Source organism: Thalassotalea sp. G2M2-11 (genome assembly GCF_017168195.1).
Lineage (GTDB): Bacteria > Pseudomonadota > Gammaproteobacteria > Enterobacterales > Alteromonadaceae > Thalassotalea_E.
This window is the reverse complement of sequence record NZ_JADNYL010000001.1, coordinates 240619-264046: the sequence shown is the minus strand read 5'-3', so window position 1 is coordinate 264046 and position 23428 is coordinate 240619. Positions and strand designations below refer to the sequence as shown.

Here is a 23428-nt window from a genome sequence, read left to right as displayed (position 1 = left end):
GACACTAAAGCTTATCGCCCTTTGCCAAATAAAACAATTTCTACCGTGCGAATTAAAATCAGTATATCCAACATAAAACTTCTGTGTTTAATGTAATACAGATCATACTTTAGCTTTTCCAACGAATCTTCTTCCGTTGAACCATAAGGGTACTTAAGCTGCGCCCACCCAGTCAAACCAGGCTTTACATTATGACGTTCATTATAATAAGGGATGGTTTTTATTAATTGCTGTACAAACTCTGGACGCTCGGGTCTAGGACCAACAAACCCCATATCACCGCGCATCACATTATAAATTTGCGGCAACTCATCAATACGATACTTGCGAATAAATTTACCAATTTTAGTCGTTCTATCATCATTCTCAGTTGCCATTTGTGCACCATGCTTCTCGGCGTCAATACGCATACTGCGAAACTTATAAATATTAAACGCTTGTCCATCTAAACCGACACGCTCTTGTAGATAAAAAACAGGCGCTTTTAACCCTTCATCAAGTTTGATCAACAAGGCGGTAATTAACATCACAGGCCAAGTGATCAAAAATAAAAAAAACGCAATACCGGCATTAAAAATCCAATCTAAGGTATTTCTTAAATGATTAGCAGAAGCAAAACCGTTGGAGTAAATCACCCAACTCGGATATATCAAATTAACTGCAATTTGGCCGGTTTCTCGTTCAATGAAATCCAATATTTCTGTAATTTCAACGCCACGAATTTTACAAGCAAAGAGTTCATCGACAGGTAAATTGTTTCGACGCTCATCACTGGCAACGACAATTTCATCAATATCATGCTCTAACGCATAACTTACTAACGAGCCATCTAAATCGATCCTATTTTCATTGACAATCCCATCTGATGCATCTCCATCCATCACAACAAAGCCATGCATAGTAAACCCTTGACGATCAACCCCACGACGCATACGCTTTTCAATAATAGAAGCCCTTTCTCCTGCCCCTAGTACTAAAACAGTTCGTTTATTTAAGCCAAAAATGTCTACTCGATAAGTAAAGTAACGGAAAAAGCAAATAATAAAACAGCTAATCAATGCCGCGATTGCTAATAATTCAATGGGTAACGCGAACTGAGCATATAATGGATTAATTAATACCGCGATAAAAAAGCCAATGGCGACCGACATTAAAATACGACGCACTAAGCCTCTAAAGCTTTCTCTTAGTTTAGAATTATATAAACCTAACGCTAATGACGATAACTGCACAATTAATGCATAAACAAAGGCATGAATAAAAACAAAATTTTGCGGAATGTTATAGTGTTCGACGATATGAAGAATACGATTACTATAAAAAGAAATAAGAAAAGCGCCTGCAAAGAGGAATAATTCAATAATAACAAGCGATTTGCTTCCAGATGAAAGATCACGAAACTTCGGGCTAGACATAAGTAAAATTTAATTCCTTATAAAACAAATAATAAGCCATTTATTTATACTAGTTTTTATATTGTGAGAGCAGACACTATAGTTAATATAGTTACTAGATGGCAAATACTAGCAACTTTTACTTTTTTTTAACAGATATTTAATAAGTGCATCAACTATAAAAATAAAATAGAATCTGTTAGTTTATGATTGTTTTTGCGATAACTTTAAAAAGGTTGAGACCATGGAAAACCGATTGATGAATAAAATAAAATATATTGTATTAACTTGTATTATCTATGTGATTTCGGGGTGTAGTACATCCTCTCTCCCGCCTGCAACACTGCACCAGTCAAAAACGGTTGATGTAAGTTCTTATAAATATTTAATAGGCGCTGGTGACACCGTTAACATTTTTGTATGGCGCAACCCTGAAGTATCTGGCACATTTAAAGTAAGACCAGATGGAATGATCACCACCTCTTTAGTTGAAGATATTCCGGTATCAGGCAAAACCCCCACTGAATTAGCTCGTACCATTGAAGAAATTCTCTCAACCTACTTACGCGATCCAGTAGTCACGGTAACAGTCAATGATTTTGTCGGTCCTTTTGGTGAACAAATAAGAGTCATAGGTGAAGCTGCACAACCACAAGCAATCAGCTATACCCAGCATATGACCCTTCTTGATGTGATGATACGGGTAGGCGGTCTAACAGAATTTGCCGATGGTAATGACGCTGTTCTTGTTCGAGTTGAAAATGGTCAACAAAAACAATACAAGATATTAATTGAAGACCTAATAAAAAATGGTGAAATCTCTGCCAATGTAGATGTACTACCAGGTGACATTATTGTTATCCCAGAAACTTGGTTTTAATTAATCGTTTTTATCCGTTTTATTTCCCTGTTTTTTAGAGGTCAGGAATGCAAGAGTTATTGGAACAAGCTTTAGATTATTTAAAAGGAATTTGGCTTAAACGTCGATACATCATGATATCGACATGGCTTATTTGCCCGCTGCTTTGGATTGTTATCGTCAATTTAGATGATATTTACGAATCTGAAGCACGTGTTTATGCTGATACTCAATCAATTTTAGGTCCATTATTGAAAGGGTTAACTGTTGAAACTAATACTGACAGACAGATTCAATTAATGGTGAGAACTTTATTGAGTAGACCAAATATAGAGCGCATTACTCGAATGACTGATCTTGATATACAAGTTGCGACCCCGCAAGAATATGAAGAGTTAGTTGATGACTTAAAAGAAGATATTACTATTAAAAAATCCGCGGGGAGACGAGACAATATTTTTACCATTTCTTATCAACATAAAGACCCACAAATGGCAAAAAATGTTGTGCAATCAGCGCTCACAGTTTTCATAGAAAATACCTTGGGTGAAAACCGAAGCGACACTGATACAGCGGGAAAATTTTTAGACACGCAAATTAAAGAATATGAGAATCGACTACTTTCAGATGAAGCGAAATTAACAAACTTCAAACAAAAATACAGTAACGTATTACCAGACCAGTATGGTGGATATTATAATAAATTGCGGATTGCCAAGGAACAACTGAAAGCAATTGAGTTAAACTTATCAGAAACTGAATCACAGTTAGCTAACTCTAGAGCACAACTTAGCTCAACAAATTCAGAAGAAAGTGCGCAGTCAAACATTAAGGATTCAAATACAATTGTAACTAGTTATGATGATCGTATTAACGAATTGCAGACCTTGCTTGACTCCCTATTATTGAAATATACAGAACGTCATCCTGATGTAAAAGAAGCTCAAAATAGATTAAATCTTTTGCTAACGCAAAAAGAAAAAGAAATTCAAGATTACCTATCAGCTCGTTCTGCCAATGATTCTACCCAAAAAATATCGCAAAACCCTGTTATTCAAAACTTACAAATTCAAATCAACCAGCTGGAAAATCAGGTTGCATCAATTAAAGTACGTCGCGATAACTATGAAAAAGAAGTAGAAGGTTTAGAAAATAAAATCCATATTTTACCAGAGATTGAAGCTGAGTTAACGGCTTTAAATCGAGGTTACAATATCACCAAAAAGAAGTATGAAGAACTCTTAAGTAGAAAAGAAACTGCTCAACTTGCCAAACAAGCCGATGAAACAACTAGTAAAATCAATTTCAGAATTATTGATCCTCCACGTGCACCGGCAGAGCCAACAGGGCCGAAAAGGATACTATTTTTACTTGCTAGTACAATTATAGGTATTAGTGTTGGTGTCGGCTTATCATTTTTATTTAGCCAGATTAATCCTGTTGTCACTTCAAGAAACCAAATAACCAAAGAAACAGGTATCCCTGTATTTGGTGTGGTCTCCGCAGCTGAAAACTTAGGCCTACAAAAGTGGCACCGTAAAAAAACCTTTGTGTTCATCGCTTCTAATACAGTATTGTTGATTTTACTAGCGTGTTTTATTATCTATTCAATTTTCCCTGAACAAGTTATGGCTCCATTAAAAGGAATGCTTTAATCATGAGTACTATTGAAAAAGCGTTAGCTCGTAAAGCAACAAAAGAAGCTTCTGAAAAAGAGCAAGCTACTCATTCTCCTCAATCAACTGAAAGCACCACTCAGCCTGATACAACAAGCTTAAGGGATGAGCATTCTCAGCAAAGAAGCGTGTTAACTATTGATACCGATAGTTTAGCTGGTCGTGGATATCTAATCGACACTGGAGAAAGAAAAAGCATTAAAGACGAATTTAGACAGATAAAGCGCAAGCTTTTGAATAATGCTTTTGGTAGTGGGGCTAAATTACTTAATCACCCTAATTTAATTATGGTTAGTAGTGCAAAACCAAATGAAGGTAAAACCTTTGTCTCTGTTAACCTAGCGTTAAGTATTGCACTAGAACAAGATAAGAAAGTATTACTGATAGATGCGGATGTTTTACGCCCTAGTGTCAATAGAGAATTGGGTATAGAAAAAGCTGAAGGTTTAATTGAGTACCTACTTCAGCCAGAGAAAAATGTCAGCGATGTGCTATACAATACAAATATCAAAAATTTAAAACTTATCCCTGCGGGTCAACCTCATCATTTATCCAATGAATTACTCGCCAGCGAAAGAATGGCAGCACTAGCTAATGAATTAGCAACTCGCTACCCTGATCGTGTCGTCATATTTGACTGCCCGCCCTTGATAGGCGTGACAGAAACATTAGTTTTAGCGAATTTAGTTGGTCAGGCAATTGTCGTTGTAGAAGAATCAAAAACAACTATTGCAAATATCAAAGCTGCGACAGAATCTCTCAATGAAGACCTAGCTCTTGGCATTGTAATAAACAAAGCAATAAGATCTCATAAGGATTTGTATGGCTATTATGGTTATGGGTACGGTGAATAAGACTAAATTAGCAGCGGCTATTGCAACATCACTGCTAATGCATCCAATTTACGCTGGAGAGTGGGAATTTACGCCAAAATTTCTTGCGGAAGAAGTATACACTGATAATGTAGAACTAACGAGTACTAAAAACACTAGCAGTTTAGTTAGTCAGGCTGGAATCAATATTGAGTCCAACTATAGCTCTAAATTACTTACATTTAATTTATCTTCAAAAAGTATATATGCTGCCTATAGTCATGACCATGAGTTAGATGATGATTATCAAACATTGAATAGCGACTTCAATCTAAAACTTGGCCAACAGGGTTTTGCATTAATTGGTAAGGCTAATATAGATAACAGATCACGGAATAATGCTAAAAATGCATTAGCAGATATCGTTTCATCGGATACGGTGCAAGTCGAGTCTTATAGTGGTGGAATCGCATACAACACTGTTAATAGTCAGTTTATCATCAATTCTAATATCAAATATAACTTGACCAACTCAGAAGATAATATCGGTAACTTTGAAGGCTATAGCTCTATCGTCACTTCTAAAAATGGCAATGCATCTCGTTCAGTTTTTTGGGATATCAATGGACAATACCAAGAAAGAAAAAACCAAAATCAAACGGCCCGCTCTTATCAAAGCGAGCTAAAAATTGGATTCATTACCTCTTGGAAAATCAACCCATTTTTACGTTATTACGATGAAGACAACAGTGGCACAATACAAACAGGGCGCTCAACAGAGTCAAACTCTTATGGGGCAGGCATCAGATGGTCTATAACGCCAAGGTTTTATCTCGATGCTTCTTACAATTTACCAATCAGCAGTAATTTAGGTTTTAATGGTAAACCACAAAGCAATTACATTGATATGAATGTTAATTGGCAGCCATCAAGCCGTACAACTTTAACAGCCAATTATTCCCAACGTTTTTTTGGAGATACATATGGTTTAAGCCTTTCCCATAGAAATAGAAGGTTAACCAACCAAATAAACTATAAAGAGGAAGTAAGAAGTTTCACCCGTAGTAATTACCAAGTAATCCCCTTAGGGAGTTTTTGGTGTCCATCCAATTCAGATATAAATCTAAATGATTGTTTTCTAGAAAACCAGAATGATATTAATTTTGATGACTATCAACTACTGACAATCACCGATTATGAACTCAATGAAGATGATGTTTTTTCATTATATAAAACACTTTCATGGAAAAGTGAATTAGCGCTAGCTAGAACCACATTTAATTTAGTTGCTGAGCTATCCAACAGAGAAGATCTAGAAAGCCTTAATGAAGATGATAAAACTTATATCAACTTTTCAACATCTAGAGCTATCAGTGGACGCTCTAATATCAATCTAAGTGCATCTTATACTGATAATTGGTTAAGAAAGAATAGTAGCTCAGAACGTCGAGATCGTTATCGTAGAATAGCGATTGGCTATTCAAAATCTCTTAATAGTAAATTAATTTTCGAATTTGATTTAGCGAATATTAATCGTAATTCTAATACTCAATTATATAACTATGAAGAAGGACGAGTATCCTTTAAAATAACAAAAGAATTCTGATATGTATGAAAGTTACTATGGCTTCAAAGAGAAGCCGTTCCAATTAAGCCCAGATCCAAAGTTTTTCTTTGCTTCGAGCCATCACCAAAGAGCATTATCATATTTGCAGTATGGTTTAGATCAAGGTGAAGGGTTTATTGTCATTACTGGACCTATTGGTACTGGAAAAACAACAATTGCTCGTAACCTCTTAAGCCAAATAGGCGATGAAAGTATCGTCGCAGCCCAGCTCGTTACAACCAAATTAGACCCACAAGAACTACTGGCTTTAGTCGTTTCAGAGTTTAATATTGAAGCTAAAGGGGACTCAAAGGCAGACTTATTACAAGCGATAGAACAATTCCTCATAAGTTTGAATAAGCAAGGTAAACGCGCGTTATTAATCGTTGATGAAGCACAAAATTTACCTTCTGAAACAGTTGAGGAACTAAGAATGCTTTCTAACTTTCAGCTAGATAATAAGCCTCTTATGCAAAGTTTCTTACTGGGACAAGAAGAACTTAAACCTATAATCCAGGCACCAAATATGGAGCAATTTAGGCAACGGATTATAGCCTCTGCTCATCTCAAACCATTAACTGTTGAGGAAGTAAAAGAATACATTAACCATCGTTTACAGCAAGCTGGCTGTAATAAAGAAAATCTATTTTCTGATAATGGTATTGAGTTGATTCATGAGAAAACACTCGGTGTTCCTCGTAAAATAAATATATTTGTTGATCGATTATTACTATTTGGCTTTCTTGAAGAATTAGATGAAATTAACTCAGAAGCAATCAGTAGCGTTGCTGATGAAATGGAAGTCGAGCTTACAGGTTCATTAAATAATGCTCCTATAAATAGTCAAGAGCCGAATCAACAAGTAGTAGTTAACTCATCTGAGAACGTTGAGAATATTAAAGAAGTACTTCGAGACGTTGAAGAAATTCTTGAGTCATCTATTAAGCAAAAAGTTAAGATGGCTCGTTATGTTGATAAGTTACTTAAACATAAAAGCAAGCTGTATGCTGAGCAAAATATTGAACCTTAATGTAACATGACCTTATTCACAACATAAAAAAAAAGCCCAAACTAGGCTTTTTTTTTATGTTGTGAATAAAGCTCGTGACTTTAACTATATAATTTTCTACGCACCATGAAAGCAAACACAGCCATCATTAGAATCCAAGTTGGCGGCTCTGGAACTTGTACGCTTTCAGCCACAGGATCACGTGCCCAAAAGCTAAAGTTTGATAGCGCACTACCACCAAGTACTTCGCTGATATCCCATGTACCTGTAAATGCATAGTTATAATCACCAGCCAATACAGGATCTAAACCTAATGCTTCGATACTAAAATTATACATAGCGAATGAACTACCCGCCTTAAAAATGATAGCAACCTGATCGAAGAACTCACCGCCAAGCAACTCAACAAGTTCATCAGGATTCATTGCAGGAGGTGTATAAGACCAGCTACCCTTAACCGCATTACCGCCTACACAATCAGTAGAATTACCCTTTTTATCTTCACAATCTGTAAATGTAATCAAATTATCAATAAAGTCATAGCTAGTACTGCCATCTGAACTAGTTTGTCCTTTAAAACCATTTCCTTCATCTTTACCAACATATACCCAACCTGGATCATCTGCTAAACCATCACCATCCAGATCGTATAAATCACTTTGATCAACAAAAGCACCAGGACCAGTCCACCAGTCATTATAGCTATCTTTATTTAACCAACCATCTTCATCATAACCCAAATTATCTACTGGGCTAATAAATTCACTATTGTTGCCATAATAGGCACCTAAGCAATCCGTAGCATCTGCAGGAACGGCTAATTCGACTTCCTCACTACCATCTAATAGTTGAAAGGTAGTGATTTGAAGGTCAGATAACTGACATTCATTAATTTCTTTTTTTCCAGCATAAGCAGCAGTTATTTGGGCAATCGCCAATAACCCCACCAACAAAATTTTAATCAACGGATTCACGTTATAACTCCTTAAACGCTAGTCTTTTAATCATACAATACGAAGACAGTCACATAACTGACCTTTATCTTGCAAAAAACAGACCAAAAAAAATAATGATAAAATACAGTAAATTACATTATCAAGATTACAGTGTTGTAAAAAAAACTGACATCAAAATTCAGCTACCTTTTATCTATTTGCTAATTCATTTAACCTTAAATCTACCCGCTGTCTATCAGGAAAATCAAAACGTGCCGCTTGTTTAAAATATTTTAACGCTTGCTCTTGCCGATCCAGCAGTAATAAGGTTTCCGCCATTCTATAAAGTAAAGTCGGTTGATTGGCATTACGAGCATGAGCAGATCGCAATAAAGGTAAACCCTCAGTCGGTTTACCTGACTGCGTTAACAGCCAGCCATAAGTTGCAGCAATTGCTGGTGACTGCTGATCAATACCATAAGCTTTTTTAGCATAAGTTACCGCCTGCTCTATATTTTCTTCTGATTTTAAAATAGCAAGTTGTCGATAAGCCAAAGCATCATTATGACTCTTTGCCAAAATAATAAAGTGTTTTTCCGCACTTTGTTTATTCTTCATCTGTAAATAAGCATGAGCAAGCGTTCGACGAATGTTAATATTGTCAGTTTGTCTCAAGTATTCCTCAAGTATAACTATGCCTTCATCAGCACGTTTCGCCGTCTCTAATAATCGATATAACTTATACACATAAAGCGGACGAGGGTACAATTTAAATAATCGCTGTGCGATGCTAATAGCACTCTCTTCATCACCCAAATATTCATAAGCACTGATTTCCAACTGTAAAGCTTTTTGATGACCCGACTGAGCTAAAGGTTTTAATAAACGTAAGGCTAATTCCGCCTGATTAATATCTAAAAACCATCGTGCTCTTGCCAGTTGTACATAGATATTATTGATATCCAACTGTTCCGCATATGTTAACGCCCGATTCGCTAATTCAAAGCGATGACATTGCATATACATATTTGCGATTGTAACTAATCGGCGAGCATGGTTTAACGATAAGCCGTACAGCACCCCTAAGACTTGATCAACATCACTGCAACGCTTTAAATCTAAATAAACTGTTGCTAACCGTGCGAGATATTGTGCATTTAACCGATAATCAATACGATGAAGTAAGAGCAATTGTAAAGCAGATTTACTATCACCTGTGCGAACAAGTGCCTCGGCATAGCGAACCAAGTTATCTAAATTATCAGGTTGTAACTTATATAATTGCTTTCGCCATTGAATGCTTGCTTGAAAATTTCGAACTTGCTCAGATAACTCAGCCAACTTTGTTAATAGCAGAGGTTGATTCGGGCTCAACTGATAAGCTTTGTTTAATATTTCAGCTGCCTGGTTAACATTTTTCTGAGCAATATAAACATAATAAAGATTAACATACAGTTGTAACATCTTAGGAGCCAAGTCTAGCGCATGTTCCAGTTTCTGCTGGGCAGAGACAAATTTACCACTTTGTAAATCGATACCAGCAGATAGGCTCAAATAAACAGGATTATCAGGCTTTTCTTTTAATAGTCTCGCTACCGTTGCCGATGCTTTATTAATCTCGGTTAAACTTAACTGTAATTGTCCTAGAAGTAACGCCAATTGGTCACTAGCACTCCCTTGTTCAAAAATGCTCTCCATTAACATTAGCGCTTCTCTTAAGTTGTTAGTGGCGACGAGTAGCTTACTTTTATACTCGAGCAAGGTTAGTTCATGAGGAAACCCTTCCATTGCCTGATCAACCACAACTAACGCTTCAAACATTTTACCCAGCTTAACTAAGGCATTCAACTTCAGCAGCCAATACTCAAGAGACCTTTCTTCTCCGTTATAATGTTCAAGAATCTCCATTGCCGATTGATAGCGTTCAAACTTCATATCCATATTAGCCACCATTAGGTGACTCTGCTCGTGACCTGGGAATCGGAGGGCATAATAATTTAAATGACTATAAGCATTCTCCCAGCTTTCTTGCATGTATAGACTGGTCCCCTGGATCAATCGTAATGATGGATATCGATTAAGATCAGCATCATCTAATTTACTTAAATAAGCAGAAATATTCTTAGCCACCTTTGCCGCTTCATTTTTCTTATCAGATTTAAACAAAGCAAAAGCATAAAGCAGGTTGACGTTTGGATAATTAGGCTTTAAATCTAAAACAAATGAGATATGCTTTAACGCCTGTTCAATATCCGATAATGCAATATAAACCTCAGCCAATAATAAGCGTGTTCGAAGATTATTCTCATCCAGAGTAAAACTTTGATTTAACAAAGATTCTGCTAAATTTAAATTGCCTTGTTTATAAAAAATATCCCCTTTTAACTGCAAGGCCTCAGCATTATATGAGTCAATCTCTAGTACTTGATCAAGCCACTGCTGCGCTAACGAAATATTACCAAGTTTAAGCTCTAAAATAGCTAATCCTAAATAACCAACAGCTTCATTTGGTTCATTAGCTATCGCAGCATCAAACTCAGACTTTGCCAGCTCAAATTGATTTAATTCTAAATATGCCCGACCTCGCAGTGAGAAGACTTCAGTAGCAATTAATCTTGTTTGCTCTGAAAGTTGGACATTATCTAAAACATCCTGATATTTACCTTGTAATAATAATGACTGCCCCAGAGGTATTAGTATTTGACTGCTATCAGCACCATCTATTAACGCCTGTCTGAACTGCTCTTCGGCATTTTCCAACTCACTAAGCAATAAAAATGTTTTGCCAAGCAATATTCGTCCTGACAAATGCCTCGGATTTTCTCGCATGATATTTTTTAACAAGATAACTGATTGCGCATATTCTTTTTTATTAAATGCCTGTAAGGCATCCTCATAAAGCTGATCAGCCGATTTTGCATAAGCAAATGAAAATACATGTAAGCACAATAAAATTGTAATAACTCTGACAGGATAAAATTTCAAATTACACCTCACTCCCGTATAAAAACATCATTATCTTCCAAGTTATTAATTAATATCTAACGCGTATTTTTCTATTAAAGAATATAGGGTCGGACGTGTGATCCCTAACAATTCCGCACATTTAGACATATTACCTTCAGTTAATGCATAAGCCTTTTGAATCGCAATCGATTCAGCATGTTCACGTACTTGCCTTAAATTCAGGTTCAATTCTAAGTCTTTATCAACATGGTCTAAGAAACCTAGATCCATAGCGGTCACTTGTGTTCCTGTTGCCATGATCACAGAGCTTTTTACTTTGTTTTGTAATTCGCGAATATTACCGGGCCATCGATGTGCTTTAATAGCACTTAAGCCATCTTGAGAAAAACTTTTAACGTTACTTTTATATTCCTCGGCATATCGTTGTAAAAAAAACTGCGCTAAGATCAAAACGTCTTCATCACGATCTCGTAATGGCGGAATATTCAAGGTAATTTCACTGACGCGGTAAAATAAATCTTCTCGAAATGTTTTATTGGCCACCATTTCTTCTAAATTCTGGTTAGTGGCACACACAACCCGTACATCCACTTCTATTTCTTGTCGTCCACCGAGCCGTTCTATTTTCTTTTCTTGTAAAAAACGTAATAATTTTGCTTGTAAATTGAACGGCATATCGCCAATTTCATCTAAAAATAAAGTACCGCCTTCCGCACATTCTATTTTCCCTTTTGTCGTGCGCACTGCGCCAGTAAAAGCCCCTTTTTCAAAACCAAATAACTCACTTTCTAACAATGTTTCAGGAATGGAAGCACAGTTGATTGCAACGAATGGTTTGTTACCGCGATCACTTGCCTTGTGAACTGCATTGGCGGTCACTTCTTTGCCCGTACCACTTTCACCTAACAACAAAGCGGTAATCTGCGTTGGTGCTATGCGCTTGATCATCATCCTTAAACGTTCAATCGCTTCACTATTGCCAATAATACCTATGTCACTACCGCCTACTGAGCGCATTAATCGGTTTTCTTCTTCAATCGAAGCCACACTAAAAGCTCGAGCGATAATGATATTTATCACTTCAGAATCTATCGGTTTTTGATAAAAATCGTAGGCACCTAATTCGATAGCTTTAAGCGCATGTTCCCTATCGTCATTACCTGTGATCACTATCACTTTGGTATGCGGAGCAATTTTTAAGATTTCTTCCAAAGCCGCTAATCCTTCCGTTGCGTTGGCAGAATCTGGCGGCAAGCCCAAATCTAAAGTCACCACTTTTGGCTCATAACGACGCACAGCAGCAATCGCACCTTCACGATTGCTTGCTAATACTGATTCGTAATCTGATAAGCTCCATTTTAGTTGTTTTTGGATGCCCTTATCGTCATCAACGATCAATAGTTTTTCCATGTGGTTAGTATCCTTTGTTTCACGCATTTGATTATGTATCATTGATTGGCAAACTGATTTTAAAGGTCGTGCCTTCGTGTTCAATGCTGGTAACTTTAATGGAACCGGCTAAGCTCTCAATAAACTGTTTAGCTTCATATACGCCAATACCCATACCAGCGTTGCCTTTGGTTGTATCGAACGGCTTGAAAAGGCGTTGCTCAATAAAGTCAGCCGTCATACCGCAGCCATTATCACTTATACTAATGCATATTTGATTCTCAGACGAGGTTAAATTCACTTTTACCCAGCCATCATCGCTTGTTGCTTCTTGTGCATTTTGAATAAGATGGTTTAACACAGAATGAAACTTTTCTTTATCTATGGCTAATAAGCAATTATCGCTTTGCACAATATGTACTTTAGGTGAATCAACATTACGTTGTTCAACCACTTTCTCAAGCACAGTCGCAATTTCTACATTCATTTTACCAGCTGATGCCATTTTTTTATTGCGTAGTTGGGTCAATACTCTAGTTAATCGCTCTGTTGCTGACTCAACGGTTTCAAAGACATCATCGATAAACTCGGGATTATCTCTGTGTTTTTCCGCATTAGTAGTAATTAACGATAATTGTGCTTGGACGTTCTTTAAATCATGTACTAGAAAGGCAGACATACGGTTAAACGCATCGAACTGTTTTGCCTCTGCAAGCTCATCGTTGGCTTCATTAAGTGAAATAAAATTCCCCAATTGCTTTGAAACCGCAAATAACAAATCTCTATCTTCCCAATTCAGTTGCTTTAACTCTTTTATTCTACCTAGTACAAACAATCCATAAAATGCCTTACCAATAAAAATAGGCACGATAATTCTCACATTAAAACTGCGACATAAATCAATATCTAAGGTTAAGCCAGAATACATCGAAGGAGTGATTTCATATTCATCAACGTCTACAATCCATCCTTTTTTTATACAAAATTCACTTAACAATGCAAGCTGAAGGTCAAAGGCTTGAGTTAACTCTAGGCCATCCTTAAATTGGCAATCAAAGTGTAAGTCATTCCTTTTTTTTATAATGGCACCGCTTTGAGCGTTCAATTTTGACATCATAATCGATGTCGCCATTTGATAATAACCCTGCGCACTGGTGGTTTCTATTTTTTCAATAAGATCCAACCACTCATCACGGTATTCATATCGATTAGCAAAGAAATTCTTAGCAATGAAAACTTTCAGTTTTCGTCTCAGTGATTCTGTGATTAACAACGTCATTAGCACAATAATACTGAGCATCAAAAAGCCAACACTAACGACACTGCCCCATTTCCCACCAATATAATTAATAACATAGCCAGCGAATGCCATAATGAGCAAATACACACCGGCCATCATCAAAATTGAGCTATAAAACACCACTTGTCGAGATACGAAGATTCTGACAGAGCCATTTTTAATGCGTCGAATGCTCACCAATAGGAGCGGCACGATAATTAAAGCGACAAAACCTCGACTAAACCAGAAATCAAAATCAATGCCATCAACCATTGTCGCCTGTGCATACATTACAAAGTCGAATACTGAAATACTTGCCAAAGCAATAACTAACGGCCAAATCGCCCAACGAACATGGTCATCAGCACTACGGAATAGTTGCTCTAATAACACCAAAGTCCATAGGTTCAAGACGATAAACAGTAAAAACAAAAATTGGTAAGAGAAATTAAAAGAATAAGTCGCAAGCCAAGCGCCCGACATCAATAGGAGCCATATAACCGCATACTGTCTAATATGATAATTACTTAACAAACGACGTAATGAGGTTAATTCAGTATTGCAAATCAACAATAAAATAGACCAACAGGCGATTTTTATACCATCAGCCAACATCACCCACTGTAAGCTAAAACCAAGCTTGATTTGCATACCTGCAACGGCATTTGCGACTAAAGTGCTTAGTGCTGACAAAATCGTCCATTGGGCCAGTAATGATTTATTACGAGCAGCAAAAATTAACAATATGAAAACAAGGTAAGCGATGCTACTTAACCCAAAACCAACTATGCCGAGAAATTCCATAAAAGTGTGTTCGCCTACTTACTATTATTTCGAGTAAACAATTCAGTCAATACGGGCACTAAAACAAAACTAGCGATAGCTGAAACACATAAGCCTGAAATAATCACTACGCCTAACGGTTGCCATAAGCCACCACCAAATAATGTTAATGGTAGTAATCCACCAATGGTTGTTAATGTGGTGAGTAATATTGGCGTAAAACGCGTTGCGCTTGCCTCTAAAATAGCTGTGCGCATATCATTGCTTATCAGATAATTATGGTTAGCTGTATCAATCAAAATAATGGCATTATTCACTACAATACCAAATAAACTGATCAAACCAATAAATGCCATCATTGAAAATGATAAACCAAATATATATAAGCCAATAACCGAGCCCGCCATCGCAAATGGGATTGAACTAAAAATCACTAAAGGCTGCAAAAATGATTTAAATTGTAATACCAATACAGAAAAAATCCCTATCGCTGTGATAATCATAATTTGAGAAAGCCCAGCAAACGACTCTTGTCGAGACTCCTCTTCACCACCCAGTGTATAATACATACCCTCAGGAAACGGATAATATTCTAAAAAATTTACCACTTGCTGCGTCAGCGCTGTTACCGAATAGCCATTATCGGCATCTGCAGAAACTTTTGCCATCCGCTGTTTTTGGTAATGAAAAAATTCTGAATGCCCCTTAGCGAGTTTAATTGACACCACTTGATTAAGCGGTATTAATTGCCCCAAGTTATTAGCAATATGAATATTTTCAAGCATTGACACATCCATTTGCTTGCTACGGATTAAAATAGGGTAACTTTCACCATTACTATCACTTAGTTGCCCGACAAATTGCCCGGTAATTAATGTTTTGAGTGTTTGATCCAGCGAGTGAATATCAATGCCAGACATACCTGCTTTTTCATAATCAATATCCATAATTAACTCGGTATTGGCTAATCCAATAGGGTTTTCGATATTAATGATGCCAGGAATCGTCGCCATTTTCTGATTCAGCTCTTTGGCAACTTTTTCAAGATCAGCAAGCGACTCACTCATCAAACGCACCGTAATGGGCTGATCGGTTACAGGCCCTTGAGTGAATTCCTTCACGGTAATTGTAGCCTGGCTCCACTGAGCAAACTCTTTCCGTAACCTTGTCACTAAATCTGTGACTTTTTCCGCATCAAACTCTGCCAATATCACTAAAATTTGCCCATAGTTAGCAACACCACGTTTTGGTATTTCATTGTAATAAATCCTCGGATTAGAATTACCAATATTAAGCGCTTGCTGTTTAATTAACGGGTAAGTACTCAGTTGTTTCGAGACACTCTGCATCACTTCTTGCGTATAAGTTAAAGATGAATTAGTTGGTGCTTCTATATCAATCAGTATCATGGGTTTTTCAGCTTTAGGAAATAAACTGAGTCCCACCTTAGTAAACAAAGAAAACATCAACACAAGTGCAGCAATAAACAGTATGATTACTATCAGTTTTCGCCGTAGAGCAATTGCTAGCGTATTCTTATATACCGTGGCGGCAAATCGATTAACATAATGTTGCAACGTCTTTATTCTACTGGGCCCAGTTTGAAATAGCTTACTCGATAATAATGGCGTAAATGTCAAAGCAAGCAGTAAAGATGCAAATAGAACTAATACAACGGTCACAGGCATAGAGCGCAGAAAATCCCCAGTATCACTGGCCAACATTAACATAGGCAAAAAAGCAAACATTGTGGTTATCGTGCCGCTTGTGATCGCCCATGCAACTCTACTGGTGCCACTTGCTGCTGCCTCTGTTAACGATGCGGCTTGCTTTTTCTCCCGATGAATACTTTCAGTTACTACAATGGCATTATCAACCAGCAGCCCAAGCGCAATAATTAATCCTACTATCGACATTTGCTGTAAGCCAAAGCCGGCAAAATCTAACCAGCCCATCGCTATCAAAAAAGATAACGGGATCACAGCAATGACCACGATTGCTTCTCTGAGACCCAGAAACAACAATGACATCAAGCCAACGAGTATCAAACCCTGCCATAAATTATCAAAAAAACCGTCTACACGGGTAGAGACACTTTCTGCTTGCTTAAACAAAAGCGCTAACTTCACTTCCTCTGGCAATTGCTGTTTAAATTGCTCAACTTCTGCCGTTAATCGCTCTGTTAAATCAAAAATATTGGTGTTTTTACGTTGTTCTACGGTAATGAAAATCACTGGATGTTGATTAAAGTAGGCTAAATAACTAGGCTTTGCGTCACCAAACTCAATTGTTGCAATATCTTTTAATTTGATCACCAGCGATTCATTTGAGTAGACAACTGTTTCTGACAATTGCGTTAATTGTTGATAATTGCCACTCGCTTTAACATTAAAGCGACGCGAACTAGCATCAACAAAACCTGGGGTTATATTCACAGCTCTATTTTGCAACGTTTGATTGATGCTATTTACCGCAATGCCATAGTGCTGCAGTAAATCTAAGTTCAAGTTAATAGACACCACTTGCTGGGGATAACCCCAAATATCTGCTTTTTTTACGCTGTTAATTGTCTCTAATCGTTTTTCTAATTTTTTCGCGTAAAACTCCATTTTCTTATAATCGAGTGGCTCACTCCATAACGCCAGTTGAGCAACAGCGACACTGGTTGGCGTAGCTTTTAACACTAAAACATCTTGCACATCACTTGGCAGATTAGGCTTTACAGAAGCAACCGCTTGTTTAATTTCATTAAATGCTATTTGTGGGTTACTGCCATAAATAAATTTAACTTCAATTCTCGCCCCATCATTTTTGATTTGCGATTCTATTTGTTTGATACCTTCAATATCGGCAAACTCTTGTTCTAACGGATTGACGACTAAAGTTTCAATATCATTAGGCGAAACCCCCGGATAAATCACTTCGATTAACGTGATAGGTATATCAAATTGCGGATCTTCAGAACGCGGCATATTAATATAAGAAACAACGCCTACTAATACCATTAAAATAACGATAGTCAGTGTGAATTGTGCGTTTTTAATCGCTAAACGAGGGAGCTGCATATAATCTACTCGCTCACTTTAAGTTGCTGCCAGCCGGTGGTAACAACGTCCAAAGTATCATTTTGACTATTCGCATTTAAGTATAAGAACTGATTATCCATATTCAACACAGTAAATGACTGGTGAATAAAACGTTCATCACTCACCTTTGTCAGTAAAATAGCATTACCAAGCTCATCAATTTCAATCAGCGCACTTAACGGCACTTTATACACCAATTTATCTGACGCAACATCAATTTCAACTTGCGCTAATTGTCCAGCCACAACACCACCGCCCGCTGACATGCTTTTTAACAACACCTCAATTAAATAGAGCTGTCCGGCAGTATTACTAATCACAGGTACTTTGGAAATAACACCATCAACTTGCCCTAAATTGGGCAATCGCACTTTTACTTCTTGCCCTTGTTTAACAAAAACCACTTCTCTCGAGGTTAAGCTCACTTTCACCACAAGGTTATTATCGATAGCTGCCACAGTTAAAATTGGCTTCCCTGGCGTTTGAAATTCTGCCAACTCTGCGTGTCTTGCCAATACTACGCCATTAAACGGCGCATATATCTCAGCTTTTTCTAAATTATAATAAGCGATTTGGTACGCTTCTCGTTGCGTTTCAACTTTCGTTTGTGCAAGTTCAAGTGCTTGTTCTGTAGTTAATTTTTTGGCTAATAGCTGTTGTATTCGTTTACGATCCTTTTTTGCCTGTAATAAAGCAATATAACGTGTATTTTTTAATGCTTTCAATTCTTCTGTATTCAATGAGGCTAATCGTTGTTTAGATGAAAAAAAATCCCCTTCATCAGCAGACAGTTCATCTAAATAACCACTACTTTTAAATGATAGGTTTGCTGTCCGTTTGAACGCCACCTTACCCGCTCGGGTAAAAGATTTTTCATAAGGCGAGACTGACACTTGCGCAATCTCATAGTTTTGAGCTGACGCTAAAAATGACGTACAAGTAATGCTTAAGAAAAAATAACAGAGAATATGTTTCATAACGTTAGAACTTAACTACCTTGTTGATGTAACTAGCAATTATTATAGTCCCTACTTTAATCGTCGATTAGATAAATGTACATTAAATTCATCATTAAGCGAGTCAAGCTGATAATTGAGCCATAATTACCAGCAAATTCACCTATTAGGCTAGACAAGCGACCAGATACCCATTAGTATTGCCGCGATTAAAATTGACCGCCCTTAGCTCAGCTGGATAGAGCGCGGCCCTCCGGAGGCCGAGGCCGCAGGTTCGACTCCTGCAGGGCGGGCCAGTAACAAAGCCAACACTCTTTCATTAGCAAATTCAGCCGCACTGAATTTCCCTCAATAACGAATGTTACATCCGCTGATACCTGGACACATATTTTAAGTCGTCAAAAAGATCAACTAACACAGATAATGATGAAATGACATGCGATCAATGCTCAATAGTATTCTTTAAGCTTCAAAAAGCAATCATACTAGAACGTGCTATTCTTCGCATTCTACTCAACCATAGATTCACTTTTATTTGTAGTAATTCCAAAGCTAATATGTCAGGAATTTTTACAAATTCGTTACATCATTTTATAAAAGAAATATTAATTTAAGTTGATTCAATAGATTAGAATCACGGCATTTTTTATGCTTAAAAAACAGACAAAACAAGTAATATGCTCCAAAACAAAAGGATTTATCATGTTTAAATATTTATCACAAAAGTTTATAGGGATAGTGATATTGAGTATTTTTTCAGTTGTTACTCATGCTGGTATCATTACCAATACTGCAACTTGCACTACTACTAGTGCTACTTTAGATTCCATCTATATTTCTGATTTAGACATTTCAGCCGGCACAGGTGGCGCTGTTGAACCGAACTTGCTACAAAACGGCCCTTATGATGCCAGTTCATGTATAGGTTTGTTTAATGGTAACGATGCTCAAGTTCCACCATTGGACAATAATATTGGTGAATATGGTGACGGGTTACTAAATGGCGCTGAATTCACAAGCGGGCCATATGCTGGTAACCAATTAAGCGGTCTTGAGTTTATCAACGCATCGGATTTACAAGACATAGATGGCGATGGTAATGCAACCGACCCAGGTTGGATTCACTTAGGTGACTTTGACGCAGAAGATACTGAAGCATCATACAGTAGTATTACTTCTTATGATCAAACGATGACATTAAATCTTTCTGAAGTTTTACAGTTATCATTTAGCTGTGAAGATGGTGACGGTGGTGGGCTTAACGACTGTACTTCCCTTAGCTGGACACTCGCTACTGATGTAGATATTGTCGAAACAGTGCAAGACATTATCGGTAAGTCTACTTTTGATCATTTAGCCTTCTCAGTAAAATCTGGTAACGAAAACAGCGATGGTGGTTGGGCAATTTATGATTTCAATTTCAAAGATATCTTCCAAAATGAAATTGACAACGGAAACCCAACTTTTGATAGCCCTAGTGCTTTTACCACTGCATTTGTATTAGGTGGCACATTGGATTTGGGTAGCGACTTTGGTGGCAAGGGCTTTTCTCACCTAGCTGTATGGGCTCGTGATCCAGCAGATACACCTACTGATGTGCCAGAGCCGTCAACACTAGGTATTTTAGGCTTAGCTTTGTTGGCTTTAAGGTTTAAAAATCTTAAGCATTAATGCTGAATTATCACTTATCAAATCAACATAGAAAACCGTCTTTAGATGGTTTTCTATGTCTTTCTCGTTTAACTTATTGACATAATACACTTGCCAATTGAATCCTTAGCGGTAGTCACGTAAAGTAGCTTTTTTGTATTGAGGCTGCTATGAAAAATCCGTTACCACAAAATCATTTATGTTCTCTCACCCTATTGGGTAACTTAGTTACTAAGCCTGATATTCGCTATCAAGCCAACCCTGTAATTGCTATTGCAGAATTTAAACTAGCCACTCACAGTAAGTGGTTCGACAAGGCGGCGGGTCAATACAAAGAGTGGACACAGTATCACACGGTAAAGATGATAGGTGATGTTGTTGAGCGTAGCCTGTTACAAGCAGATAAAGGCGACATAGTATTAATCCAAGGTTTTATGGTGAATAGTAAAAACTCCAATCGAGAAATTATTCACGCAACCTACGCCCACCGATACCCTAAAGGCTATGCTCGTTCCATTAACCAACTACACTGCAGTGGTAAAATTATTAACAATGTTAAATTGGTCACCACAGAAAATAATCGTCAACTAGCAGAATTTCCCATCAATATAAATTTCTATGTCTATTCTCCCATCTCACAAGAATTACGTTGTATCGATATAACTCGCACAGTACATGTCTGGGGAAAACAGGCTGACTATTTAAAAGACACGGTAATGATTGGCGATGAGCTGATCATAGAAGGTAAGTTAAATTACGTAAATAACAATAGCAAATCACAATTAATTGATGCTCAACATGTTGCTTTACATAAGGTAAGCTAATATTGTAGACAAACATGACTTTTAGGAAGATAAGTCCACTCACAACCTATGAAAAGACACCTTTATTTAACGAATCAACGCCGTAAGCTTTTGCTACTGTTGTCATTATTTTTTAACTTCATTTTATCTTCTCATGCTGAAAAATTAACCTTTACTCAGCTAACACTACCAACAAATAAAAGTCATACTACATGGCAACACATCATTATAAACCCGTTAACTCAACAGCAGTTTTTTACCAGTGAACACAATGGAAAAATCAAACTTTATGATAGTAAGGGCCTATCAAGTAAAGAGTTATTAAATGTAGTCGACCATTATCCTAATTTAGTCAAGTTAACCGCATTTTCCGCACACCCAAGTTTTAAATTAGTACAACAGCAAGGCTACCTCACCTTTTACACCGCTCATATCGAATCTAGTAAGAAAAATACTTCAACAACTATAATTAATGCTCCAACATACCAAGGGCAAACACCTTATGAATTAGTATTAATCGAGTGGCAATTTAATGATGAAAATCTACAGAAATTAAAGGTTACAGCAACTTCACGAAAAGAAATTTTCAGGATCGGCGTACCATCACAACAAACCTATATCACACAACTTGCGTTTAACCCGTTTATCCAGCCCTGGCAAAACCATGCCAATCAATTATTCGCCGTACTCATGCCAGATGAAAACAATACCGATATTCCACTCTACTCAGGGGCGATTTTAAGAGTAGCTTTAGAGAAGTTTGGCGCAAAAAATTATCGAATCCCCCCCGCTAATGCCTTTATTGACGAACCCAACATTAATAATGAAATCCTCATTTCACAGCTAAACCTGATTAACAATATCCATTGGTTTAAACAGAATCCGAATCAGCTTTATATTCGTCATAGGGGTAAGCAACAGCAAAAACTTTCAAGAATTCAGCTCGGTGATGATTTCACCTCAGCTTCAAAAAAAGCAGACCATTTAACTGATATAAAGCTCTCACCTAATTCATCAAATGGCTTAATTTATCGTGGCGAACAATTAAAAGCACATAGAAACAAATTACTCTATTTAACTTGGCAAGAACAATGGTTATTGGTAGCTCTTGCCCCACATGCACCATATCAACCCGAAATAATCACCTCATTAGAAAAGTTAGCCATGTCACCTACGGCTAAGCCAATACTCACTACAGACCATCAAGATGAACTACTGGTGTTTGATCAAAGTAGTAATAGCGCTTTTCAGCTATTTCCAGCGCCAGTCACTGCTGCCAATAAGCAGCACAACCCAAGTCATGTAGATAAGCCTGATGAGAATTTTTACCTTGCCTACTTTTTGTTATTAACCGCGTTATTTTTACTCATTGCCTTGTTCTATTTTTCGAAAAAATCCTCATTATCACTACTTAAAAAGTACTTGTATGAGCAGTTTGCTCAATTTGAGGTCGACAAGCACAATAACATCATCGCCCTGTATCATCGTCATCAATCCGAGCCAGCCATTAAACTGCCTTTAAATGAGGTAGTTGAAAGCAAAATCCATTTAAATGATGTGGAAATTTGTCACATTAATAGCGACGAAAATAGCGTATTTTCGAACAACAAAGAACAGAAATTTAACGCGTTATTACAACAAGAAAAACGTGAAAAAATGATTGATGAACGCGTAAGAAAGTATGAGCTTATATTGCAAGATACGAAAAAGAAAAGTTATCGGATATGTCTCTACTTTCGAAAAGGTAATCAACGGATGACCAAAAGCAAGTTTGATGAATCAACCGAACAATTATTGAATTGGTGTTGGTTATTCTCAGCAATGCTCCATCCTCAGCATACCGAAAAACGTAAAATACTGGTAACTCCAACCATTACTAGCGTTAGCAACACACAGAAAGCTCCGTTATCACAACAAAGTAATGTTGAGACCCAAAAGCGACCAACCAATAGCGATGAACATTTGCCATCCAACACTGCCTCTGTAAATTCTGTAAAAAAAACCGACAGTGAACCCCATGTATCCACACCAGCAAATCAACAAGCGTCTGATATAGCAAGAGATCATCCAGCCAGTGACACCTCTATCGTGCAGGCACTCGAAAAACTTGCAGCCCTAAAACAACAAAACCTACTCTCAGAACAAGAGTTCGAACAAGCAAAAGCGACTATTTTGCACCAACAAAAAAATACTAAATAAAAAATGCGAGGCTGTTATACCTCGC

15 protein-coding genes and 1 tRNA gene are annotated in these 23428 nt (G+C 37.2%); 9 read left to right on the top strand and 7 right to left on the bottom strand.

Annotated features, from left to right (window positions below; all coding sequences use genetic code 11):
• Positions 1-11: 11 nt before the first annotated feature.
• On the bottom strand, positions 12-1415 hold the full coding sequence (locus IV514_RS01100; protein WP_206483074.1) for a TIGR03013 family XrtA/PEP-CTERM system glycosyltransferase: 1404 nt from the start codon (positions 1413-1415) through the stop codon (positions 12-14).
• Positions 1416-1638: 223 nt separating this feature from the next.
• Between IV514_RS01100 and IV514_RS01095 the strand changes: the two genes are divergently transcribed.
• Genes IV514_RS01095 through IV514_RS01075 form a run of 5 tightly spaced genes read left to right on the top strand, consistent with a single transcriptional unit; the run spans position 1639 to position 7377 of the window.
• On the top strand, positions 1639-2274 hold the full coding sequence (locus IV514_RS01095) for an XrtA/PEP-CTERM system exopolysaccharide export protein (RefSeq protein ID WP_241242133.1): 636 nt from the start codon (positions 1639-1641) through the stop codon (positions 2272-2274).
• 47 nt (positions 2275-2321) lie between these two features.
• Positions 2322-3908, top strand: a complete 1587-nt coding sequence (locus IV514_RS01090) for an XrtA system polysaccharide chain length determinant (protein ID WP_206483073.1) — start codon at positions 2322-2324, stop codon at positions 3906-3908.
• A gap of 2 nt (positions 3909-3910) precedes the next feature.
• Positions 3911-4783: an XrtA-associated tyrosine autokinase gene (locus tag IV514_RS01085; RefSeq protein WP_206483072.1), complete on the top strand. Its 873-nt coding sequence runs from the start codon at positions 3911-3913 to the stop codon at positions 4781-4783.
• On the top strand, positions 4752-6347 hold the full coding sequence (locus IV514_RS01080) for a TIGR03016 family PEP-CTERM system-associated outer membrane protein (protein ID WP_206483071.1): 1596 nt from the start codon (positions 4752-4754) through the stop codon (positions 6345-6347). Before IV514_RS01085 ends, IV514_RS01080 begins: the two co-directional genes overlap by 32 nt.
• A 1-nt stretch (position 6348) precedes the next feature.
• A complete protein-coding gene (locus IV514_RS01075) occupies positions 6349-7377 on the top strand; it encodes an XrtA/PEP-CTERM system-associated ATPase (protein ID WP_206483070.1) in 1029 nt (342 codons plus the stop codon).
• 80 nt (positions 7378-7457) lie between these two features.
• Here the strand turns inward: IV514_RS01075 and IV514_RS01070 are convergent, their stop codons facing one another.
• The 6 genes from IV514_RS01070 to IV514_RS01045 form a co-directional block, all read right to left on the bottom strand.
• Entirely contained in the window at positions 7458-8330 is an 873-nt protein-coding gene (locus tag IV514_RS01070; protein WP_206483069.1) for a PEP-CTERM sorting domain-containing protein, read from the bottom strand.
• A gap of 171 nt (positions 8331-8501) precedes the next feature.
• A complete protein-coding gene (prsT, locus tag IV514_RS01065; protein WP_206483068.1) occupies positions 8502-11276 on the bottom strand; it encodes an XrtA/PEP-CTERM system TPR-repeat protein PrsT in 2775 nt (924 codons plus the stop codon).
• A gap of 45 nt (positions 11277-11321) precedes the next feature.
• On the bottom strand, positions 11322-12668 hold the full coding sequence (gene prsR / locus IV514_RS01060) for a PEP-CTERM-box response regulator transcription factor (RefSeq protein WP_206483067.1): 1347 nt from the start codon (positions 12666-12668) through the stop codon (positions 11322-11324).
• A gap of 31 nt (positions 12669-12699) precedes the next feature.
• Positions 12700-14730 carry an XrtA/PEP-CTERM system histidine kinase PrsK gene (gene prsK / locus IV514_RS01055; RefSeq protein WP_206483066.1) on the bottom strand — a complete coding sequence of 677 codons (2031 nt, stop codon included), beginning with the start codon at positions 14728-14730 and terminating at the stop codon, positions 12700-12702.
• 14 nt (positions 14731-14744) lie between these two features.
• Positions 14745-17774, bottom strand: coding sequence for an efflux RND transporter permease subunit (locus tag IV514_RS01050; RefSeq protein WP_206483065.1), 3030 nt, complete (start codon positions 17772-17774; stop codon positions 14745-14747).
• Between the two features lie 5 nt (positions 17775-17779).
• Positions 17780-18772 (bottom strand): efflux RND transporter periplasmic adaptor subunit, encoded by a 993-nt coding sequence (locus IV514_RS01045; protein WP_206483064.1) that lies wholly within the window; start codon positions 18770-18772, stop codon positions 17780-17782.
• A 198-nt stretch (positions 18773-18970) separates the two neighbouring features.
• On the opposite strand from IV514_RS01045, the gene IV514_RS01040 reads away from it, so the two are divergent.
• The 4 genes from IV514_RS01040 to IV514_RS01025 all read left to right on the top strand — a co-directional run bounded on the left by IV514_RS01040 (position 18971) and on the right by IV514_RS01025 (position 23403).
• Positions 18971-19047, top strand: a tRNA-Arg gene (locus tag IV514_RS01040).
• A gap of 406 nt (positions 19048-19453) precedes the next feature.
• Positions 19454-20422, top strand: a complete 969-nt coding sequence (locus IV514_RS01035; protein ID WP_206483063.1) for a PEP-CTERM sorting domain-containing protein — start codon at positions 19454-19456, stop codon at positions 20420-20422.
• A 149-nt stretch (positions 20423-20571) separates the two neighbouring features.
• The gene (locus IV514_RS01030; protein ID WP_206483062.1) at positions 20572-21225 is read left to right on the top strand and encodes a single-stranded DNA-binding protein; all 654 of its coding nucleotides are present in this window, start codon (positions 20572-20574) and stop codon (positions 21223-21225) included.
• Positions 21226-21273: 48 nt separating this feature from the next.
• Entirely contained in the window at positions 21274-23403 is a 2130-nt protein-coding gene (locus tag IV514_RS01025) for an SHOCT domain-containing protein (RefSeq protein WP_206483061.1), read from the top strand.
• Positions 23404-23428 lie beyond the last annotated feature (25 nt).